This window comes from Pseudomonas sp. W2I6 (assembly GCF_030815935.1).
GTDB lineage: Bacteria > Pseudomonadota > Gammaproteobacteria > Pseudomonadales > Pseudomonadaceae > Aquipseudomonas.
Window position 1 is genome coordinate 5,620,142 of the sequence record NZ_JAUSXJ010000001.1, and the last position, 17,463, is coordinate 5,637,604.

At 55.7% G+C, this 17,463-nt stretch carries 14 protein-coding genes; all 14 read right to left on the reverse strand.

The features are described 5' to 3' along the window. Positions 1-14: 14 nt before the first annotated feature. On the reverse strand, positions 15-314 hold the full coding sequence (gene rplW / locus QF039_RS26025) for a 50S ribosomal protein L23 (RefSeq protein WP_307521407.1): 300 nt from the start codon (positions 312-314) through the stop codon (positions 15-17). Next, positions 311-913 (reverse strand): 50S ribosomal protein L4, encoded by a 603-nt coding sequence (gene rplD, locus QF039_RS26030; protein ID WP_003210082.1) that lies wholly within the window; start codon positions 911-913, stop codon positions 311-313. The genes rplW and rplD overlap by 4 nt, the downstream gene beginning before the upstream one ends. A 12-nt stretch (positions 914-925) precedes the next feature. Further along, positions 926-1,561 carry a 50S ribosomal protein L3 gene (gene rplC, locus QF039_RS26035; protein WP_003194649.1) on the reverse strand — a complete coding sequence of 212 codons (636 nt, stop codon included), beginning with the start codon at positions 1,559-1,561 and terminating at the stop codon, positions 926-928. A gap of 81 nt (positions 1,562-1,642) precedes the next feature. Next, positions 1,643-1,954, reverse strand: coding sequence for a 30S ribosomal protein S10 (gene rpsJ, locus QF039_RS26040; protein ID WP_003210084.1), 312 nt, complete (start codon positions 1,952-1,954; stop codon positions 1,643-1,645). A 141-nt stretch (positions 1,955-2,095) separates the two neighbouring features. Further along, complete coding sequence (tuf, locus tag QF039_RS26045; protein ID WP_003210085.1) at positions 2,096-3,289, reverse strand: elongation factor Tu; 1,194 nt, start codon at positions 3,287-3,289, stop codon at positions 2,096-2,098. Between the two features lie 30 nt (positions 3,290-3,319). Further along, positions 3,320-5,425: an elongation factor G gene (gene fusA / locus QF039_RS26050; RefSeq protein WP_003210087.1), complete on the reverse strand. Its 2,106-nt coding sequence runs from the start codon at positions 5,423-5,425 to the stop codon at positions 3,320-3,322. Positions 5,426-5,455: 30 nt separating this feature from the next. Next, complete coding sequence (gene rpsG / locus QF039_RS26055) at positions 5,456-5,926, reverse strand: 30S ribosomal protein S7 (RefSeq protein ID WP_002555493.1); 471 nt, start codon at positions 5,924-5,926, stop codon at positions 5,456-5,458. 118 nt (positions 5,927-6,044) lie between these two features. Further along, complete coding sequence (gene rpsL / locus QF039_RS26060; RefSeq protein ID WP_002555494.1) at positions 6,045-6,416, reverse strand: 30S ribosomal protein S12; 372 nt, start codon at positions 6,414-6,416, stop codon at positions 6,045-6,047. A 216-nt stretch (positions 6,417-6,632) separates the two neighbouring features. After that, on the reverse strand, positions 6,633-10,832 hold the full coding sequence (gene rpoC / locus QF039_RS26065) for a DNA-directed RNA polymerase subunit beta' (RefSeq protein ID WP_003210090.1): 4,200 nt from the start codon (positions 10,830-10,832) through the stop codon (positions 6,633-6,635). A gap of 64 nt (positions 10,833-10,896) precedes the next feature. Next, a complete protein-coding gene (rpoB, locus tag QF039_RS26070) occupies positions 10,897-14,970 on the reverse strand; it encodes a DNA-directed RNA polymerase subunit beta (protein WP_008436421.1) in 4,074 nt (1,357 codons plus the stop codon). 220 nt (positions 14,971-15,190) lie between these two features. After that, positions 15,191-15,556, reverse strand: coding sequence for a 50S ribosomal protein L7/L12 (gene rplL / locus QF039_RS26075; protein WP_003210093.1), 366 nt, complete (start codon positions 15,554-15,556; stop codon positions 15,191-15,193). A 78-nt stretch (positions 15,557-15,634) separates the two neighbouring features. Further along, positions 15,635-16,135, reverse strand: a complete 501-nt coding sequence (rplJ, locus tag QF039_RS26080; protein WP_003210095.1) for a 50S ribosomal protein L10 — start codon at positions 16,133-16,135, stop codon at positions 15,635-15,637. Between the two features lie 198 nt (positions 16,136-16,333). Further along, entirely contained in the window at positions 16,334-17,029 is a 696-nt protein-coding gene (rplA, locus tag QF039_RS26085; protein ID WP_003176434.1) for a 50S ribosomal protein L1, read from the reverse strand. Next, a complete protein-coding gene (gene rplK, locus QF039_RS26090; protein WP_003210097.1) occupies positions 17,029-17,460 on the reverse strand; it encodes a 50S ribosomal protein L11 in 432 nt (143 codons plus the stop codon). Before rplK ends, rplA begins: the two co-directional genes overlap by 1 nt. Between the last annotated feature and the right edge of the window lie 3 nt (positions 17,461-17,463).

Below are 17,463 nucleotides of genomic sequence, written 5' to 3' on the forward strand. Positions count from 1 at the left end.
GATGCACCCCTTCCTTACTCAGCACTGCTGCTGAAATCGAGATCTTGGCCTGGCTGAAGGGAGATAACTGCCTTCTTCCAGTCATTACGCTTGCCCAGACCGCGAGCAGTGCGCTTGCTCTTACCCAGAACATTCAGGGTAGTAACACGCTCTACTTTCACGCTGAACAGGCTTTCGACGGCCTTCTTGATTTCCAGCTTGGTTGCGTCAGTTGCAACCTTGAAAACGAACTGGCCTTTCTCGTCAGCCAGAACCGTAGCCTTTTCGGAAACGTGCGGGCCAAGCAGAACTTTAAATACGCGTTCCTGGTTCATCCCAGCAGCTCCTCGAATTTCTTCACGGCCGACACGGTGATCAACACCTTGTCGTATGCGATCAGACTAACTGGATCGGAACCTTGCACGTCACGTACATCAACGTGTGGCAGGTTGCGAGCAGCCAGGTACAGGTTCTGATCAACAGCTTCAGACACGATCAGGACGTCAGTCAGGCCCATGCCGTTCAGCTTGTTCAGCAGATCTTTGGTTTTCGGCGCTTCAACAGCGAAGTCCTGAACCACGACCAGACGATCAGTACGCACGAGTTCAGCAAGGATGGAGCGCAGTGCTGCGCGATACATCTTCTTGTTGAGCTTCTGGGTGTGATCCTGTGGACGTGCTGCGAAAGTGGTACCGCCGCCACGCCAGATTGGGCTACGGATAGTACCGGCACGAGCGCGGCCAGTACCTTTCTGACGCCATGGGCGCTTACCGCCACCACGAACGTCGGAACGGGTCTTTTGCTGCTTGCTACCTTGACGGCCGCCGGCCATGTAGGCCACGACTGCTTGGTGAACCAGCGTCTCGTTGAATTCGCCGCCAAATGTCAGTTCGGAAACTTCGATCGCTTGAGCGTCATTTACGTTTAATTGCATGTCAGCTTCCCCTTAACCGCGAGCCTTGGCCGCTGGACGTACAACCAGGTTGCCGCCAGTAGCGCCAGGAACAGCACCCTTGACCAACAACAGATTGCGTTCAGCGTCGACGCGCACTACTTCGAGGGACTGCACGGTCACGCGCTCAGCGCCCATATGACCGGACATTTTTTTGCCCTTGAATACACGACCAGGAGTCTGGCACTGGCCAATAGAGCCCGGGACGCGGTGGGAAACGGAGTTACCGTGAGTGTTGTCTTGGCCACGGAAATTCCAACGCTTGATCGTACCCTGGAAGCCTTTACCCTTGGACTGACCGGTTACATCAACCAGTTGACCAGCGGCGAAGATTTCAGCGTTGATCAGATCGCCAGCCTGGTAGTCGCCGTCTTCAAGACGGAACTCCATGACAGTACGACCAGCTGCAACGTTTGCTTTAGCGAAGTGACCTGCTTGAGCAGCAGTCACACGCGAAGCACGACGCTCGCCGACAGTGACTTGCACTGCACGATAGCCATCGGTTTCTTCAGTTTTAAACTGGGTGACGCGATTCGGTTCGATCTCAATGACCGTGACCGGAATGGAGACACCTTCTTCGGTGAAAATACGGGTCATACCGCATTTACGACCGACTACACCAATAGTCATGTTGTAAACCTCATGAGTGTACGGGGCTTTCACCCGCTATGGCCGCCCATTTCAGAGCGTTACACGACTAAGACCCAAGTCTTAGCCGAGGCTGATCTGTACTTCCACACCGGCCGCCAGATCAAGCTTCATAAGTGCATCAACGGTTTTATCCGTTGGCAGGACGATGTCCAGCACGCGCTTATGAGTACGGATCTCGTACTGGTCACGCGCGTCTTTGTTGACGTGCGGGGAGACCAGAACGGTGAACCGCTCTTTACGGGTAGGCAGTGGAATTGGACCACGCACTTGAGCACCAGTACGTTTCGCGGTTTCCACGATTTCCTGGGTGGATTGGTCGATCAGTTTGTGGTCAAAAGCCTTCAACCTGATACGAATTTGCTGATTTGCCATTGGATTTCAGACTCCGGCTGCTATTCCCAGCGAGCGCAACACGCCCGTTAAAAGGAGGCGCAATTCTATAGACGCCCCATATGGGTGTCAACTCAATAAAAAAGCCCCCGCTGAGCGGGGGCTTTTTCAAGTCATCACTTATTAAGCGATGATTTTGGCTACGACGCCAGCGCCGACGGTACGACCGCCTTCACGGATAGCGAAACGCAGACCATCTTCCATTGCGATGGTTTTGATCAGGGTGACAACCATTTTGATGTTGTCGCCTGGCATTACCATTTCAACGCCTTCCGGCAGTTCGCAGTTACCGGTCACGTCAGTGGTCCGGAAGTAGAACTGTGGACGGTAGCCTTTGAAGAACGGAGTGTGACGACCGCCTTCTTCTTTGCTCAACACGTACACTTCAGCTTCGAAGGTAGTGTGCGGCTTAACCGAACCTGGCTTGACCAGAACCTGGCCACGCTCAACGTCGTCACGCTTGGTACCACGCAGCAGAACGCCGCAGTTCTCGCCTGCACGACCTTCGTCGAGCAGTTTACGGAACATTTCAACACCGGTGCAGGTGGTGACGGTAGTGTCACGCAGACCAACGATTTCCAGTGGATCTTGAACCTTAACGATACCGCGCTCAATACGACCAGTCACAACAGTACCACGACCGGAGATCGAGAATACGTCTTCGATTGGCATCAGGAACGGCTTGTCGATAACACGAACTGGATCTGGGATGTAGCTGTCCAGAGTCTCAACCAGTTTACGAACGGCAGTGGTGCCCATTTCGTTGTCGTCAAGACCGTCCAGAGCCATACGAGCAGAACCGATGATGATCGGAGTGTCGTCGCCTGGGAAGTCGTAAGTGCTCAGCAGATCGCGCACTTCCATCTCAACCAGTTCCAGCAGCTCAGCGTCGTCTACCAGGTCAGCCTTGTTCAGGAAAACCACGATGTACGGAACGCCTACCTGACGGGACAGCAGGATGTGCTCACGGGTTTGTGGCATCGGACCATCAGCGGCCGAGCAAACCAGGATCGCGCCGTCCATCTGGGCAGCACCGGTGATCATGTTCTTCACATAGTCAGCGTGACCTGGGCAGTCAACGTGAGCGTAGTGACGGATCAGCGAGTTGTATTCAACGTGCGCGGTGTTGATGGTGATACCACGAGCTTTTTCTTCTGGTGCGCTGTCGATCTTGTCGAAGTCAACACGAGCCGAACCGAAAACTTCGGAGCAGACGCGAGTCAGAGCAGCGGTCAGAGTGGTTTTACCGTGGTCAACGTGGCCGATAGTGCCAACGTTTACGTGCGGTAGGGAACGATCAAATTTTTCTTTAGCCACGACAATTAACTCCTTGCCTAAAGGACTGAATCAGCCTTGTTTTTTGGATACAGTTTCAGCGATGTGCGCCGGAGCTGTGTTGTATTTTTTGAATTCCATAGAGTAGCTTGCGCGACCCTGAGACATGGAACGAACGTCGGTCGCATAACCGAACATCTCGCCCAACGGAACCTCGGCACGAATCACTTTGCCGGAAACCGTATCTTCCATACCCAAGATCATGCCGCGACGACGGTTAAGGTCGCCCATCACGTCACCCATGTAGTCTTCAGGCGTAACGACTTCTACTGCCATGATTGGCTCAAGCAACTCACCACCGCCCTTCTGGGCCAGTTGCTTGGTAGCCATGGAAGCAGCCACCTTAAACGCCATCTCGTTGGAGTCGACGTCGTGGTAAGAACCGTCAAAAACGGTCGCCTTCAGGCCGATGAGCGGATAGCCGGCAACAACACCGTTCTTCATCTGCTCTTCGATACCCTTCTGGATAGCCGGGATGTATTCCTTAGGAACAACACCGCCCACTACTTCGTTCACGAATTGCAGACCTTCCTGACCTTCATCAGCAGGAGCAAAACGGATCCAGCAATGGCCGAACTGGCCACGACCGCCGGACTGACGAACGAATTTGCCTTCGATTTCGCAGTTCTTCGTGATGCGCTCACGATAGGAAACCTGAGGCTTACCGATGTTGGCTTCGACGTTGAACTCACGGCGCATCCGGTCAACCAGGATGTCCAGGTGAAGCTCGCCCATGCCGGAGATGATCGTTTGACCAGTCTCTTCATCAGTCTTGACGCGGAAAGATGGATCTTCCTGAGCAAGCTTGCCCAGAGCGATACCCATTTTTTCCTGGTCATCCTTGGTCTTAGGCTCAACGGCAACCGAAATAACCGGCTCCGGGAAGTCCATGCGAACCAGGATGATTGGCTTGGCAGCGTCGCACAAGGTCTCACCAGTGGTGACGTCCTTCATGCCGATCAGGGCCGCGATGTCACCAGCGCGTACTTCCTTGATCTCTTCACGGGCGTTTGCGTGCATTTGCACCATACGACCCACACGCTCTTTCTTGCCTTTAACCGAGTTGATCACGCCGTCGCCGGAGGCCAACACGCCCGAGTAAACGCGGACGAAGGTCAAAGTACCCACGAATGGGTCAGTAGCGATCTTGAACGCCAGAGCCGAGAACGGCTCGCTGTCATCGGCGTGACGCTCCATCTCTTCTTCCTCGTTATCAGGGTTGGTACCCTTGATAGCAGGAATGTCGGTTGGAGCAGGCAGGTAGTCGATAACGGCGTCGAGAACCAGGGGAACACCCTTGTTCTTGAAGGAAGAACCGCAAACAGCCAGAACGATCTCACCAGCGATAGTACGCTGACGCAGAGCGGCCTTGATTTCCACGTTGGTGAGTTCTTCACCTTCGAGGTACTTGTTCATCAGCTCTTCGCTGGCTTCGGCAGCAGCCTCAACCATGTTGTTACGCCACTCGTCAGCCAGCTCCTGCAGTTCTGCAGGGATAGGCTTACGAACAGGAACCATGCCTTTGTCAGCGTCATTCCAGTAAACAGCTTCCATGTTGATCAGATCGATCTGACCCTGGAAGTTGTCTTCGGAACCGATAGCCAACTGGATTGGCACCGGAGTGTGGCCCAGACGCTGTTTGATCTGACCGATCACGCGCAGGAAGTTGGCACCGGCACGGTCCATCTTGTTTACGTAAACAAGACGTGGAACGCCGTACTTGTTGGCCTGACGCCATACGGTTTCCGACTGAGGCTCAACACCCGAAGTACCGCAGAACACAACGACAGCGCCGTCGAGTACACGCAGGGAACGCTCAACTTCAATGGTGAAGTCTACGTGGCCCGGGGTATCGATTACGTTGAAGCGGTGCTCGTCCTTGTACTGCTTCTCGGAACCTTTCCAGAAGGCGGTAATAGCAGCAGAAGTAATGGTAATACCACGCTCCTGCTCCTGAACCATCCAGTCTGTGGTCGCGGCGCCGTCATGCACCTCGCCCATTTTGTGACTTTTGCCGGTGTAAAACAGTACGCGCTCGGTGGTGGTGGTTTTACCAGCATCCACGTGAGCAACGATACCGATGTTACGGTAGCGGCTAATCGGAGTAGTACGAGCCATAAAGCCCTCGCAAAATTAGTGAAGCTAGAATTAGAAGCGGTAGTGCGAGAAAGCTTTGTTGGCTTCAGCCATACGGTGCACGTCTTCACGCTTCTTAACAGCAGCACCTTTACCTTCAGCAGCGTCCAACAGTTCGCCAGCCAAACGCAGGGCCATAGACTTCTCGCCGCGCTTACGGGCGAAGTCTACCAACCAGCGCATTGCCAAAGCGTTACGACGGGACGGGCGAACTTCAACCGGAACCTGGTAAGTAGCACCGCCTACACGGCGCGACTTCACTTCGACCAGCGGAGCGATGGCGTCGAGAGCTTTCTCGAAGATTTCCAGGGGGTCGCTGTTCTTGCGTTCTTTAACCTTTTCCAGCGCGCCATAAACGATACGCTCGGCAACGGCTTTCTTGCCGCTTTCCATTACGTGGTTCATGAACTTGGCCAGGATTTGGCTTCCGTATTTTGGATCGTCAAGCACTTCGCGCTTGGCTGCTACGCGTCTTCTTGGCATGGATAAGCCCTCAAACGGTCTTCAGGTTCGCTCGGAATCGGTGCCCTTTCGGGACGCCTCCGACCTTACTCTTATCGACTCAGAAAATAAGATGATTCAGTTTTACAAAAAGCCGCTACTACTTAGGCTTCTTGGTACCGTACTTCGAACGACCCTGGTTACGACCTTTAACGCCGGAAGTATCCAAGGAGCCGCGTACGGTGTGGTAACGAACACCTGGCAAGTCTTTTACACGACCGCCGCGGATCAGTACCACGCTGTGCTCTTGCAGGTTGTGACCTTCACCGCCGATGTACGAGGAAACCTCGAAACCGTTGGTCAGGCGCACACGGCATACTTTACGCAGTGCCGAGTTAGGTTTTTTCGGCGTAGTGGTATACACGCGAGTGCATACGCCACGACGTTGCGGGCAGTTCTGCAGCGCAGGCACGTCGGATTTCTCGACGATACGCTTACGCGGCTGACGTACCAGCTGGTTGATAGTTGCCATCTACTAGCTCCACTGTTGTCTTGCGACGCTATTGTCTTGCAAGAAAAGCAAAATGGCAGGAACGAATTCCCGCCAAATTTAGGGGTACAAGAGTCTAAAGAGGATCTTGTCCCCAGTCAAGGCAAGGCCCCGACCTCCCCTTCCATCGAACCGGGACAAATCTGTCTCGATCCGACGAACGGGGCTGCCAGGGCCCGGTCTTATTTACCGCAGAACTCAGTTACCGCTTGAGTTCAGCGCTTCGGTCAGTGCAGCTTCCACTTCACTGGCGCTTACGCGCAACGGCTTGTCGAGTTCACGGCGACGCTTACGCTCGCTGTGGTAGGCCAAACCGGTACCGGCCGGGATCAGACGACCCACAACCACGTTTTCTTTCAGGCCGCGCAGGTAATCGCGCTTGCCGGTTACCGCTGCTTCGGTCAGTACGCGGGTGGTCTCCTGGAAGGAGGCCGCCGAGATGAACGACTCAGTGGACAACGACGCCTTGGTGATACCCAGCAACACACGAGTGAACTTGGAAACGAATTTCTCGTCGTTCGCCAGGCGCTCGTTCTCTACCAGTACGTGAGTCAGTTCCATCTGGTCGCCCTTGATGAAACTCGAATCGCCGGATTCAGCGATTTCAACTTTACGCAGCATCTGACGCAGGATGGTCTCGATGTGCTTATCGTTGATCTTCACGCCTTGCAGACGGTAAACGTCCTGGATCTCGTTAACGATGTACTTGGCCAGCGCACTCACACCCAGCAGACGCAGGATGTCGTGTGGATCGCTCGGGCCGTCGGAGATAACTTCGCCGCGGTTTACCTGTTCGCCTTCGAAGACGTTCAGGTGACGCCACTTCGGAATCAGCTCTTCGTACGGATCGCTACCGTCGTTCGGGGTGATAACCAGGCGGCGCTTGCCCTTGGTCTCTTTACCGAACGCGATGGTGCCGCTGACTTCAGCCAGAATCGACGCTTCTTTCGGACGACGAGCTTCGAACAAGTCGGCAACACGCGGCAGACCACCGGTGATGTCACGGGTCTTCGAAGTTTCTTGCGGGATACGAGCGATAACATCACCGATCGCGATCTTCGCACCATCCGCAACACCGACCAGGGCGTTGGCTGGCAGGAAGTACTGAGCGATAACGTCAGTGCCTGGCAGCAACAGATCCTTGCCGTTGTCATCAACCATCTTCACGGCAGGACGGATATCTTTGCCTGCAGCTGGACGGTCTTTGGCGTCGAGTACTTCAATGTTGGTCATACCGGTCAATTCGTCAGTCTGACGCTTGATCGTGATGCCTTCTTCCATGCCCACGTAGGTCACGGTACCTTTCATTTCGGTAACGATTGGGTGAGTGTGTGGATCCCACTTGGCCACGATTGCGCCAGCGTCGACCTTGTCACCTTCTTTAACCGAAATCACAGCACCGTACGGCAGCTTGTAACGCTCGCGCTCACGACCGTAGTCATCAGCGATTGCCAGCTCACCGGAACGGGACACAGCAACCAGGTGGCCATCCACTCGCTCAACGTGCTTCAGGTTGTGCAGACGGACGGTACCGCCATTCTTCACCTGAACGCTGTCGGCTGCGGAGGTCCGGCTTGCCGCACCACCGATGTGGAACGTACGCATGGTCAGCTGGGTACCCGGCTCACCGATGGACTGGGCAGCGATAACGCCGACCGCTTCACCGATGTTCACCTGGTGACCACGAGCCAAGTCACGGCCGTAGCACTTGGCGCAAATGCCGTAGCGGGTTTCGCAGCTGATCGGCGAGCGAACAATCACTTCGTCGATGCTGTTGAGTTCGATGAACTCGACCCACTTCTCGTCTACCAGGGTGCCGGCAGGAACGATGACTTCCTCGGTACCTGGCTTGAATACGTCACGGGCGATTACTCGACCCAGTACGCGCTCACCCAACGGTTCTACAACGTCGCCGCCTTCGATGTGCGGAGTCATCAGCAGACCGTGTTCGGTGCCGCAGTCAACTTCAGTCACAACCAAGTCTTGCGCAACGTCTACCAGACGACGAGTCAGGTAACCGGAGTTAGCGGTTTTCAACGCGGTATCCGCCAGACCTTTACGAGCACCGTGAGTCGAGATGAAGTACTGAAGTACGCTCAAACCTTCACGGAAGTTCGCAGTAATCGGCGTTTCGATGATGGAACCGTCCGGCTTGGCCATCAGGCCACGCATACCGGCGAGCTGACGGATCTGCGCAGCAGAACCCCGTGCGCCCGAGTCGGCCATCATGTACATCGAGTTGAACGACTCTTGATCGACTTCCACGCCATGACGGTCGATAACACGCTCTTTCGAGAGGTTCGACATCATCGCCTTCGACACTTCGTCGTTGGCCTTGGACCAAAGGTCGATCACTTTGTTGTACTTCTCGCCCTGGGTTACCAGGCCGGAGGCGTACTGGCTTTCGATCTCTTTCACTTCATCTGTGGCAGCACCGATGATGGCGGCTTTCTCGTCCGGGATAACGAAGTCGTTAACACCGATGGAAACGCCGGAAATGGTCGAATAAGCAAAACCGGTGTACATCAACTGGTCAGCGAAGATAACGGTCTCTTTCAAACCAACCACGCGGTAGCACTGGTTGATCAGCTTGGAGATCGCCTTTTTCTTCATTGGCTGGTTGACCACGTCGTACGACAGGCCAGGTGGAACAACCTGGAACAACAGCGCACGGCCGACAGTGGTGTCGACGATACGGGTGTTCTTGACGCTGCCACCGTCACGATCGTTGATGGTTTCGTGGATGCGGACTTTAACCTTGGCGTGCAGTGCGGCTTCGCCGGCACGGAACACACGGTCAACTTCCTGCAGATCCGCGAACACACGACCTTCGCCCTTGGCGTTGATCGCTTCACGAGTCATGTAGTACAGACCCAATACAACGTCCTGCGACGGAACGATGATTGGCTCACCGTTGGCTGGCGACAGAATGTTGTTGGTCGACATCATCAACGCACGCGCTTCCAGCTGGGCTTCCAGCGTCAGCGGTACGTGCACGGCCATTTGGTCGCCGTCGAAGTCGGCGTTGTACGCAGCACAGACCAGCGGGTGCAGCTGGATAGCCTTACCTTCGATCAGTACTGGTTCAAACGCCTGGATACCCAGACGGTGAAGGGTCGGTGCACGGTTGAGGAGAACCGGGTGTTCACGGATCACTTCAGCGAGAACGTCCCAAACCTCTGGCAGCTCGCGCTCGACCATTTTCTTGGCAGCTTTGATGGTGGTCGCGAGACCACGCATTTCCAGCTTGCCGAAAATGAACGGCTTGAACAGCTCGAGAGCCATCTTCTTCGGCAGACCGCACTGGTGCAGACGCAGGGTCGGGCCTACGGTAATTACCGAACGACCGGAGTAGTCAACACGCTTACCGAGCAAGTTCTGACGGAAACGACCCTGCTTACCCTTGATCATGTCAGCCAGGGATTTCAGAGGACGCTTGTTCGAACCGGTGATAGCGCGGCCACGACGACCGTTGTCGAGCAGGGCATCGACAGCTTCCTGCAACATACGCTTTTCGTTGCGCACGATGATGTCCGGAGCGGACAGGTCGAGCAGACGCTTCAAGCGGTTGTTACGGTTGATCACGCGACGGTACAGGTCGTTGAGGTCGGAAGTCGCGAAGCGACCACCATCCAACGGTACCAGCGGACGCAGGTCTGGCGGCAGAACCGGCAGAACGGTCAGCACCATCCACTCTGGCAAGTTGCCGGAACCCTGGAAGGCTTCCATCAACTTCAGACGCTTGGACAGTTTCTTGATCTTGGTTTCGGAGTTGGTTTGCGGAATTTCTTCACGCAGACGGCCAATCTCGTGTTCCAGGTCGATAGCGTGCAGCAGTTCGCGGACAGCTTCGGCACCCATGCGGGCATCGAAATCGTCGCCGAATTCTTCCAGCGCTTCGAAGTACTGCTCGTCGTTCAGCAGCTGACCCTTTTCAAGGGTGGTCATGCCTGGATCGATAACGACATAGCTCTCGAAGTAGAGAACGCGTTCGATATCACGCAGGGTCATGTCCATCAGCAAGCCGATACGGGACGGCAGTGATTTCAGGAACCAGATGTGGGCAACCGGCGAAGCCAGCTCGATGTGCGCCATGCGCTCACGACGAACCTTGGCCAGTGCAACTTCAACGCCGCACTTCTCGCAGATCACACCACGGTGCTTCAAGCGCTTGTACTTACCGCACAGGCACTCGTAATCCTTTACCGGGCCAAAGATCTTGGCGCAGAACAGGCCGTCACGCTCTGGTTTGAACGTACGGTAGTTGATGGTTTCCGGCTTTTTAACTTCACCGAACGACCACGAACGGATCATCTCAGGCGATGCCAACCCAATACGGATGGCGTCGAACTCTTCGACTTGACCCTGGTTTTTCAGCAAATTCAGTAGGTCTTTCAAGGCCTTTCCTCCTGGCGGAGCAGAGAGCGGGCTAAACAGCCCCGCTCTCGATTCGCGTCACGTGTTATTCGGTTTCCAGATCGATATCGATGCCGAGGGAACGAATTTCTTTGATCAACACGTTGAAAGACTCGGGCATGCCCGGCTCCATACGGTGATCGCCGTCCACGATGTTTTTGTACATCTTGGTCCGACCGTTCACATCGTCCGACTTCACTGTGAGCATTTCTTGCAGAGTGTAAGCAGCACCGTATGCTTCCAGTGCCCAGACCTCCATCTCCCCGAAACGCTGACCACCGAACTGAGCCTTACCACCCAGCGGCTGCTGGGTAACCAGGCTGTACGAACCGGTAGAACGAGCGTGCATCTTGTCGTCTACCAAGTGGTTCAGCTTCAGCATGTACATGTAGCCAACAGTAACCGGGCGCTCAAACTTGTTGCCGGTACGGCCGTCGAACAGCTGCATCTGGCCGCTTTCTGGCAGGTCTGCCAGTTTCAGCATGGCCTTGATTTCGCTTTCCTTGGCACCGTCGAACACCGGGGTAGCCATTGGAACGCCGCCGCGCAGGTTCTTCGCCAGATCCAGGATTTCCTGGTCGGAGAAGGTGTCCAGTTCTTCGTTGCGACCGCCGATCTCGTTGTAGATCTCGTGCAGGAACTTACGCAGGTCTGCGACCTTGCGCTGCTCTTCGATCATACGGTTGATCTTCTCGCCCAGACCTTTGGCCGCGAGGCCCAGGTGGGTTTCAAGGATCTGACCAACGTTCATACGCGAAGGTACGCCCAACGGGTTGAGGACGACGTCTACCGGGGTGCCATTGGCATCGTGCGGCATGTCTTCAACCGGCATGATCACGGAGACCACACCTTTGTTACCGTGACGACCGGCCATCTTGTCGCCCGGCTGGATGCGGCGACGGATTGCCAGGTAAACCTTGACGATTTTCAGCACGCCTGGAGCCAGGTCATCGCCCTGCTGCAGTTTGCGCTTCTTGTCTTCGAACTTGTCGTCCAGCAGACGGCGACGATCGACGATGTAGGCCTGGGCCTTCTCGAGCTGCTCGTTCAGAGCATCTTCAGCCATGCGCAGTTTGAACCACTGCCCGTGCTCAAGACCGTCGAGTACTTCGTCGGTGATGTCCTGACCTTTCTTCAGACCTGCGCCGCCTTCAGCCTTGTGGCCTACCAGGGCGGAACGCAGACGTTCGAAGGTCGCGCCTTCAACGATACGGAACTCTTCGTTCAGATCCTTGCGGATCTCGTCGAGTTGGGTCTTCTCGATGGACAGCGCACGAGCATCACGCTCAACGCCGTCACGGGTGAAGACCTGTACGTCGATGACAGTGCCCTTGGTACCGGTAGGTACACGCAGGGAAGTGTCTTTAACGTCGCTGGCTTTTTCACCGAAGATGGCACGCAACAGCTTCTCTTCCGGAGTCAGTTGGGTCTCGCCTTTCGGAGTGACCTTACCTACCAGAATGTCGCCTGCGCCAACTTCAGCACCTACGTAAACGATACCGGCTTCGTCCAGCTTGTTCAGTGCAGCTTCACCCACGTTCGGGATGTCTGCAGTGATTTCCTCTGGCCCAAGCTTGGTGTCACGCGCCACACAGGTCAGTTCCTGAATGTGGATCGTGGTGAAGCGATCTTCCTGAACCACACGCTCGGACAGGCAGATGGAGTCTTCGAAGTTGTAACCGTTCCAGGCCATGAACGCGATGCGCATGTTCTGACCCAGTGCCAGCTCACCCATATCGGTGGACGGACCGTCTGCCATGATGTCGCTGCGCTGAACCCGATCACCCTTGCTGACCAGCGGACGCTGGTTGATGCAGGTGTTCTGGTTGGAGCGGGTGTATTTGGTCAGGTTGTAGATGTCGACACCGGCTTCGCCAGTTTCAACTTCGTCATCGGCAACACGAACCACGATACGGCTGGCATCAACGGAGTCGATCACGCCGCCACGACGAGCCACGACGCAAACGCCGGAGTCACGGGCTACGTTACGCTCCATGCCGGTACCTACCAGCGGCTTGTCAGCGCGCAGGGTCGGTACAGCTTGACGCTGCATGTTGGAACCCATCAACGCACGGTTGGCGTCATCGTGTTCCAGGAACGGGATCAGCGACGCTGCAACCGAAACTACCTGCTTCGGCGATACGTCCATCAAGGTGACGTCTTCCGGCGCCTTGACGGTGAACTCGTTCAAGTGACGAACAGCTACCAGCTCGTCGATCAGCATTTTCTTGTCGTTCATCGTGGCCGAAGCCTGAGCGATCACGTGATCAGCTTCTTCGATGGCGGACAGGAACACGATCTCGTCGGTGACCAGTGCGTCTTTCACCACGCGGTACGGGCTCTCGAGGAAGCCGTACTGGTTGGTGCGCGCATAGGCAGCCAGGGAGTTGATCAGGCCGATGTTCGGACCTTCCGGCGTTTCAATCGGGCATACACGACCGTAGTGAGTCGGGTGTACGTCACGGACTTCAAAGCCTGCACGCTCACGAGTCAGACCGCCCGGGCCCAGTGCGGAAACACGGCGCTTGTGGGTGATCTCGGAGAGCGGGTTGTTCTGGTCCATGAACTGCGAGAGCTGGCTGGAACCGAAGAACTCTTTCACCGCCGCAGCCACTGGCTTGGCGTTGATCAGGTCTTGCGGCATCAGGCCTTCGCTTTCGGCCATCGACAGACGCTCTTTGACCGCACGCTCAACACGTACCAGGCCAACGCGGAACTGGTTCTCGGCCATTTCGCCTACGCAGCGAACACGACGGTTACCCAGGTGGTCGATGTCATCGACGATGCCTTTGCCGTTACGGATGTCGACCAGGGTCTTCAGTACCGCGACGATGTCTTCCTTGCACAGCACGCCCGAACCTTCGATCTCGGTACGACCGATACGACGGTTGAACTTCATCCGGCCGACCGCAGACAGGTCATAGCGCTCAGGGCTGAAGAACAGGTTGTTGAACAGGGTCTCGGCAGCGTCTTTGGTTGGTGGCTCGCCAGGACGCATCATGCGATAGATCTCGACCAGCGCTTCCAATTGGTTGCTGGTGGAGTCGATCTTCAGGGTGTCGGAGACGAACGGGCCGCAGTCGATGTCATTGGTGTACAGGGTCTCGATGCGAACAACCTGGGACTTGGCGATTTTCGCCAGGATCTCGGTGTTCAGCTCGGTGTTGCATTCAGCCAGGATTTCGCCGGTGGCCGGGTGCACGATGACCTTGGCGGTGGTGCGACCCAGGACGTAGTCCAGAGGCACTTCCAGCGTCTTGATACCGGCTTTTTCGATCTGGTTGATGTGGCGCGCGGTAATACGGCGGCCGGCTTCAACGATGACCTTGCCTTTGTCGTCCTGGATGTCCAGAACGGCAATCTCACCACGCAGGCGCTGAGGCACCAGTTCCAGGCTGAGGGTTTCGCCGCTCAGGTGGAATACGTTAGTGGTGTAGAAAGCGTCCAGCACTTGCTCAGTGGTATAGCCGAGCGCGCGCAGCAGTACCGAGGCCGGCAGCTTGCGACGACGGTCGATACGCACGAACACGCAGTCTTTCGGGTCGAACTCGAAGTCCAACCACGAACCGCGGTACGGAATGATCCGCGCGGAGTACAGGAGCTTGCCGGAGCTGTGCGTCTTGCCGCGGTCGTGGTCAAAGAACACGCCCGGGGAACGGTGCAGCTGGGAAACGATAACGCGCTCGGTACCGTTGATAACGAAGGTACCGTTCTCAGTCATCAGGGGGATTTCACCCATGTAGACTTCTTGCTCTTTGATGTCCTTGATCGCTTTGTTCGACGACTCTTTGTCGAAGATGATCAGACGGACTTTTACCCGCAAAGGTACGGCGTACGTAACACCGCGCAACACGCATTCTTTGACATCAAATGCCGGTTCGCCCAGGCGATAACCGACGTACTCCAGCGCAGCATTGCCGGAGTAGCTGATGATCGGGAAAACGGATTTGAAGGCCGCATGCAGGCCCACGTCGCGGAACTGATCTTTGGTCGCTCCCGCCTGCAAGAATTCACGATACGAATCCAGCTGGATAGCCAGAAGGTACGGGACATCCATGACGTCCGGCAACTTGCTAAAGTCCTTGCGGATACGTTTTTTCTCAGTATATGAGTAAGCCATCAGCGTTCCCCAGCTTGGTCACCTGCTTGTTTGGCCCCTCCCGACGGGAGCAGCCAGAAAATCTTGCAAACCCCATGGTTTGCGCCACCGCATCGGGTGGTTACAGCGCGTTATAGGCGACGACCGAGTCGATTGCCAATAACGGAAAAAGGCCGGTGGCAAGAGCCACCAGCCATCAGCCTTCAGCTTAACGCTTGGGCTGGAGACGCAAGGTCGATGCTTACTTCAGCTCGACTTTAGCGCCTGCTTCTTCCAGCACTGCTTTAGCTTTGTCAGCTGCGTCTTTCGACACTGCTTCCAGAACCTGGGCAGGGGCGCCGTCAACTACTGCCTTGGCTTCTTTCAGGCCCAGACCGGTCAGTTCACGTACTGCCTTGATCACGTTTACTTTCTTCTCGCCAGCTTCCAGCAGCATGACGTTGAATTCGGTTTGCTCTTCAGCAGCAACAGCGGCAACAGCTGGGCCAGCCGAAGCAGCGGCAGCGGAAACACCGAATTTTTCTTCGAAAGCTTTGATCAGCTCAACAACCTGCAGAACCGACATTTCAGCTACGGCGTTGAGGATATCGTCTTGGGAGATAGACATTGCTGTAATTCCTGAATTGGGGGACGGCCTACGCGGCCATCGAAATAAACAAAAATACGCGAGAGGAGATGCTCAGCCTTAGGCTGCGGCAGCTTCTTTTTGCTCGCGAACTGCGGCCAGAGTACGAGCCAACTTGCTGGTAGCGCCTTGAATCACGCTCATCAGCTGAGAAATAGCTTCGTTACGGGTCGGCAGTGTTGCCAGTACGTCGATTTGGTTAGCTGCGAGGAACTTGCCCTCGAACGCAGCTGCCTTGATCTCGAACTTATCCTGACCCTTGGCGAATTCCTTGAACAAACGGGCAGCAGCGCCAGGATGTTCCTTGGAGAACGCAATCAGGGTCGGGCCAGTGAACACGTCGTTGAGGACACTGTATTCAGTGTCAGCAACAGCGCGCTTGAGCAGGGTGTTACGTACAACACGTACGTATACGCCAGCTTCACGAGCCTCTTTACGGAGTCCGGTCATAGCGCTTACTGTCACACCACGGGCATCAGCCACGACAGCGGACAGAGCAGCTTTGGCAGCCTCGTTGACTTCAGCGACGATGGCCTTCTTGTCTTCGAGATTAATTGCCACGGGTTTAACTCCTGCTTGTTACCGTTTCATCTGGCCTGGGCCGGATGTCGTTTTGGTGTCTGATTCGGTAAGGAACCGGGAGCACCATCTGCGTAGGCTTGTGGTTTAAGACTTGCGTCGCCTACGGTCTTGGATAGCCCCCGCCAGGCAGGGACCCCAATCTTTCAATTGGCGCAATTACTTGCGCCAATTTGTGTCTTATACGTCCAGCGAGCCTTGGTCGATGACCAGACCTGGGCCCATAGTGGTGCTCAGGGTAACGCGCTTGACGTAGATACCTTTCGAGGAAGCTGGCTTGATACGCTTCAGATCAGCGATCAGGGCTTCAACGTTTTCCTTCAGCTTGACGGCATCAAAGCCGACTTTGCCAACGGAGGTGTGAATGATGCCGTTTTTGTCGGTGCGATAACGAACCTGACCAGCTTTGGCGTTTTTAACCGCGGTAGCTACGTCTGGAGTCACGGTGCCGACTTTAGGGTTAGGCATCAGGCCACGTGGACCGAGGATCTGACCCAGCTGACCTACAACGCGCATTGCATCCGGGGAAGCAATTACGACGTCATAGTTCAGGTCGCCGCCTTTCATTTCGGCAGCCAGGTCGTCCATGCCAACGCGATCGGCGCCGGCGGCCAGAGCAGCTTCAGCTGCTGGGCCTTGGGTGAAGACAGCTACACGTACGGTCTTGCCAGTACCGTGTGGCAGCACAGTAGCGCTACGAACGACCTGGTCGGATTTACGTGGGTCAACGCCCAGGTTTACAGCAACGTCAACAGACTCGCTGAACTTGACAGTCGACAGCTCGGTCAGCAGAGCAGCAGCGTCTACAAAATTGTAGGACTTGCCCGCTTCGATTTTGCCGGCGATAGCCTTTTGGCGCTTGGTCAGCTTAGCCATTACACACCCTCCACGTTAAGGCCCATGCTACGAGCAGAACCGGCGATGGTACGCACGGCTGCATCCATATCAGCTGCAGTCAGATCCGCGTTTTTGGTTTTCGCGATTTCTTCCAGCTGAGCACGGGTCACGGTGCCAACCTTAACGGTGTTAGGACGAGCGGAACCGCTAGTCAGACCAGCAGCTTTCTTCAACAGAACCGAAGCCGGGGTCGACTTGGTTTCGAAGGTGAAGCTACGGTCGCTGTATACAGTGATGATCACTGGAGTCGGCAGACCTGGCTCAATACCCTGAGTACGGGCGTTGAAGGCCTTGCAGAATTCCATGATGTTCACGCCGTGCTGACCCAGAGCTGGACCAACAGGTGGGCTTGGGTTGGCCTGAGCGGCCTTCACTTGCAGCTTGATGTAAGCGGTAATCTTCTTGGCCATGAG

What these genes read in the sequence shown, in the direction of transcription:
- rplC (WP_003194649.1), bottom strand. Translation starts at nt 1,561, where the DNA reads ATGACTATTGGTGTAGTCGGTCGTAAATGCGGTATGACCCGTATTTTC.
- rpsG (WP_002555493.1), bottom strand. Translation starts at nt 5,926, where the DNA reads ATGCCAAGAAGACGCGTAGCAGCCAAGCGCGAAGTGCTTGACGATCCA.
- fusA (WP_003210087.1), bottom strand. Translation starts at nt 5,425, where the DNA reads ATGGCTCGTACTACTCCGATTAGCCGCTACCGTAACATCGGTATCGTT.
- rplD (WP_003210082.1), bottom strand. Translation starts at nt 913, where the DNA reads ATGCAATTAAACGTAAATGACGCTCAAGCGATCGAAGTTTCCGAACTG.
- rpsL (WP_002555494.1), bottom strand. Translation starts at nt 6,416, where the DNA reads ATGGCAACTATCAACCAGCTGGTACGTCAGCCGCGTAAGCGTATCGTC.
- rpoB (WP_008436421.1), bottom strand. Translation starts at nt 14,970, where the DNA reads ATGGCTTACTCATATACTGAGAAAAAACGTATCCGCAAGGACTTTAGC.
- rpsJ (WP_003210084.1), bottom strand. Translation starts at nt 1,954, where the DNA reads ATGGCAAATCAGCAAATTCGTATCAGGTTGAAGGCTTTTGACCACAAA.
- rplK (WP_003210097.1), bottom strand. Translation starts at nt 17,460, where the DNA reads ATGGCCAAGAAGATTACCGCTTACATCAAGCTGCAAGTGAAGGCCGCT.
- rplW (WP_307521407.1), bottom strand. Translation starts at nt 314, where the DNA reads ATGAACCAGGAACGCGTATTTAAAGTTCTGCTTGGCCCGCACGTTTCC.
- rplL (WP_003210093.1), bottom strand. Translation starts at nt 15,556, where the DNA reads ATGTCTATCTCCCAAGACGATATCCTCAACGCCGTAGCTGAAATGTCG.
- rplA (WP_003176434.1), bottom strand. Translation starts at nt 17,029, where the DNA reads ATGGCTAAGCTGACCAAGCGCCAAAAGGCTATCGCCGGCAAAATCGAA.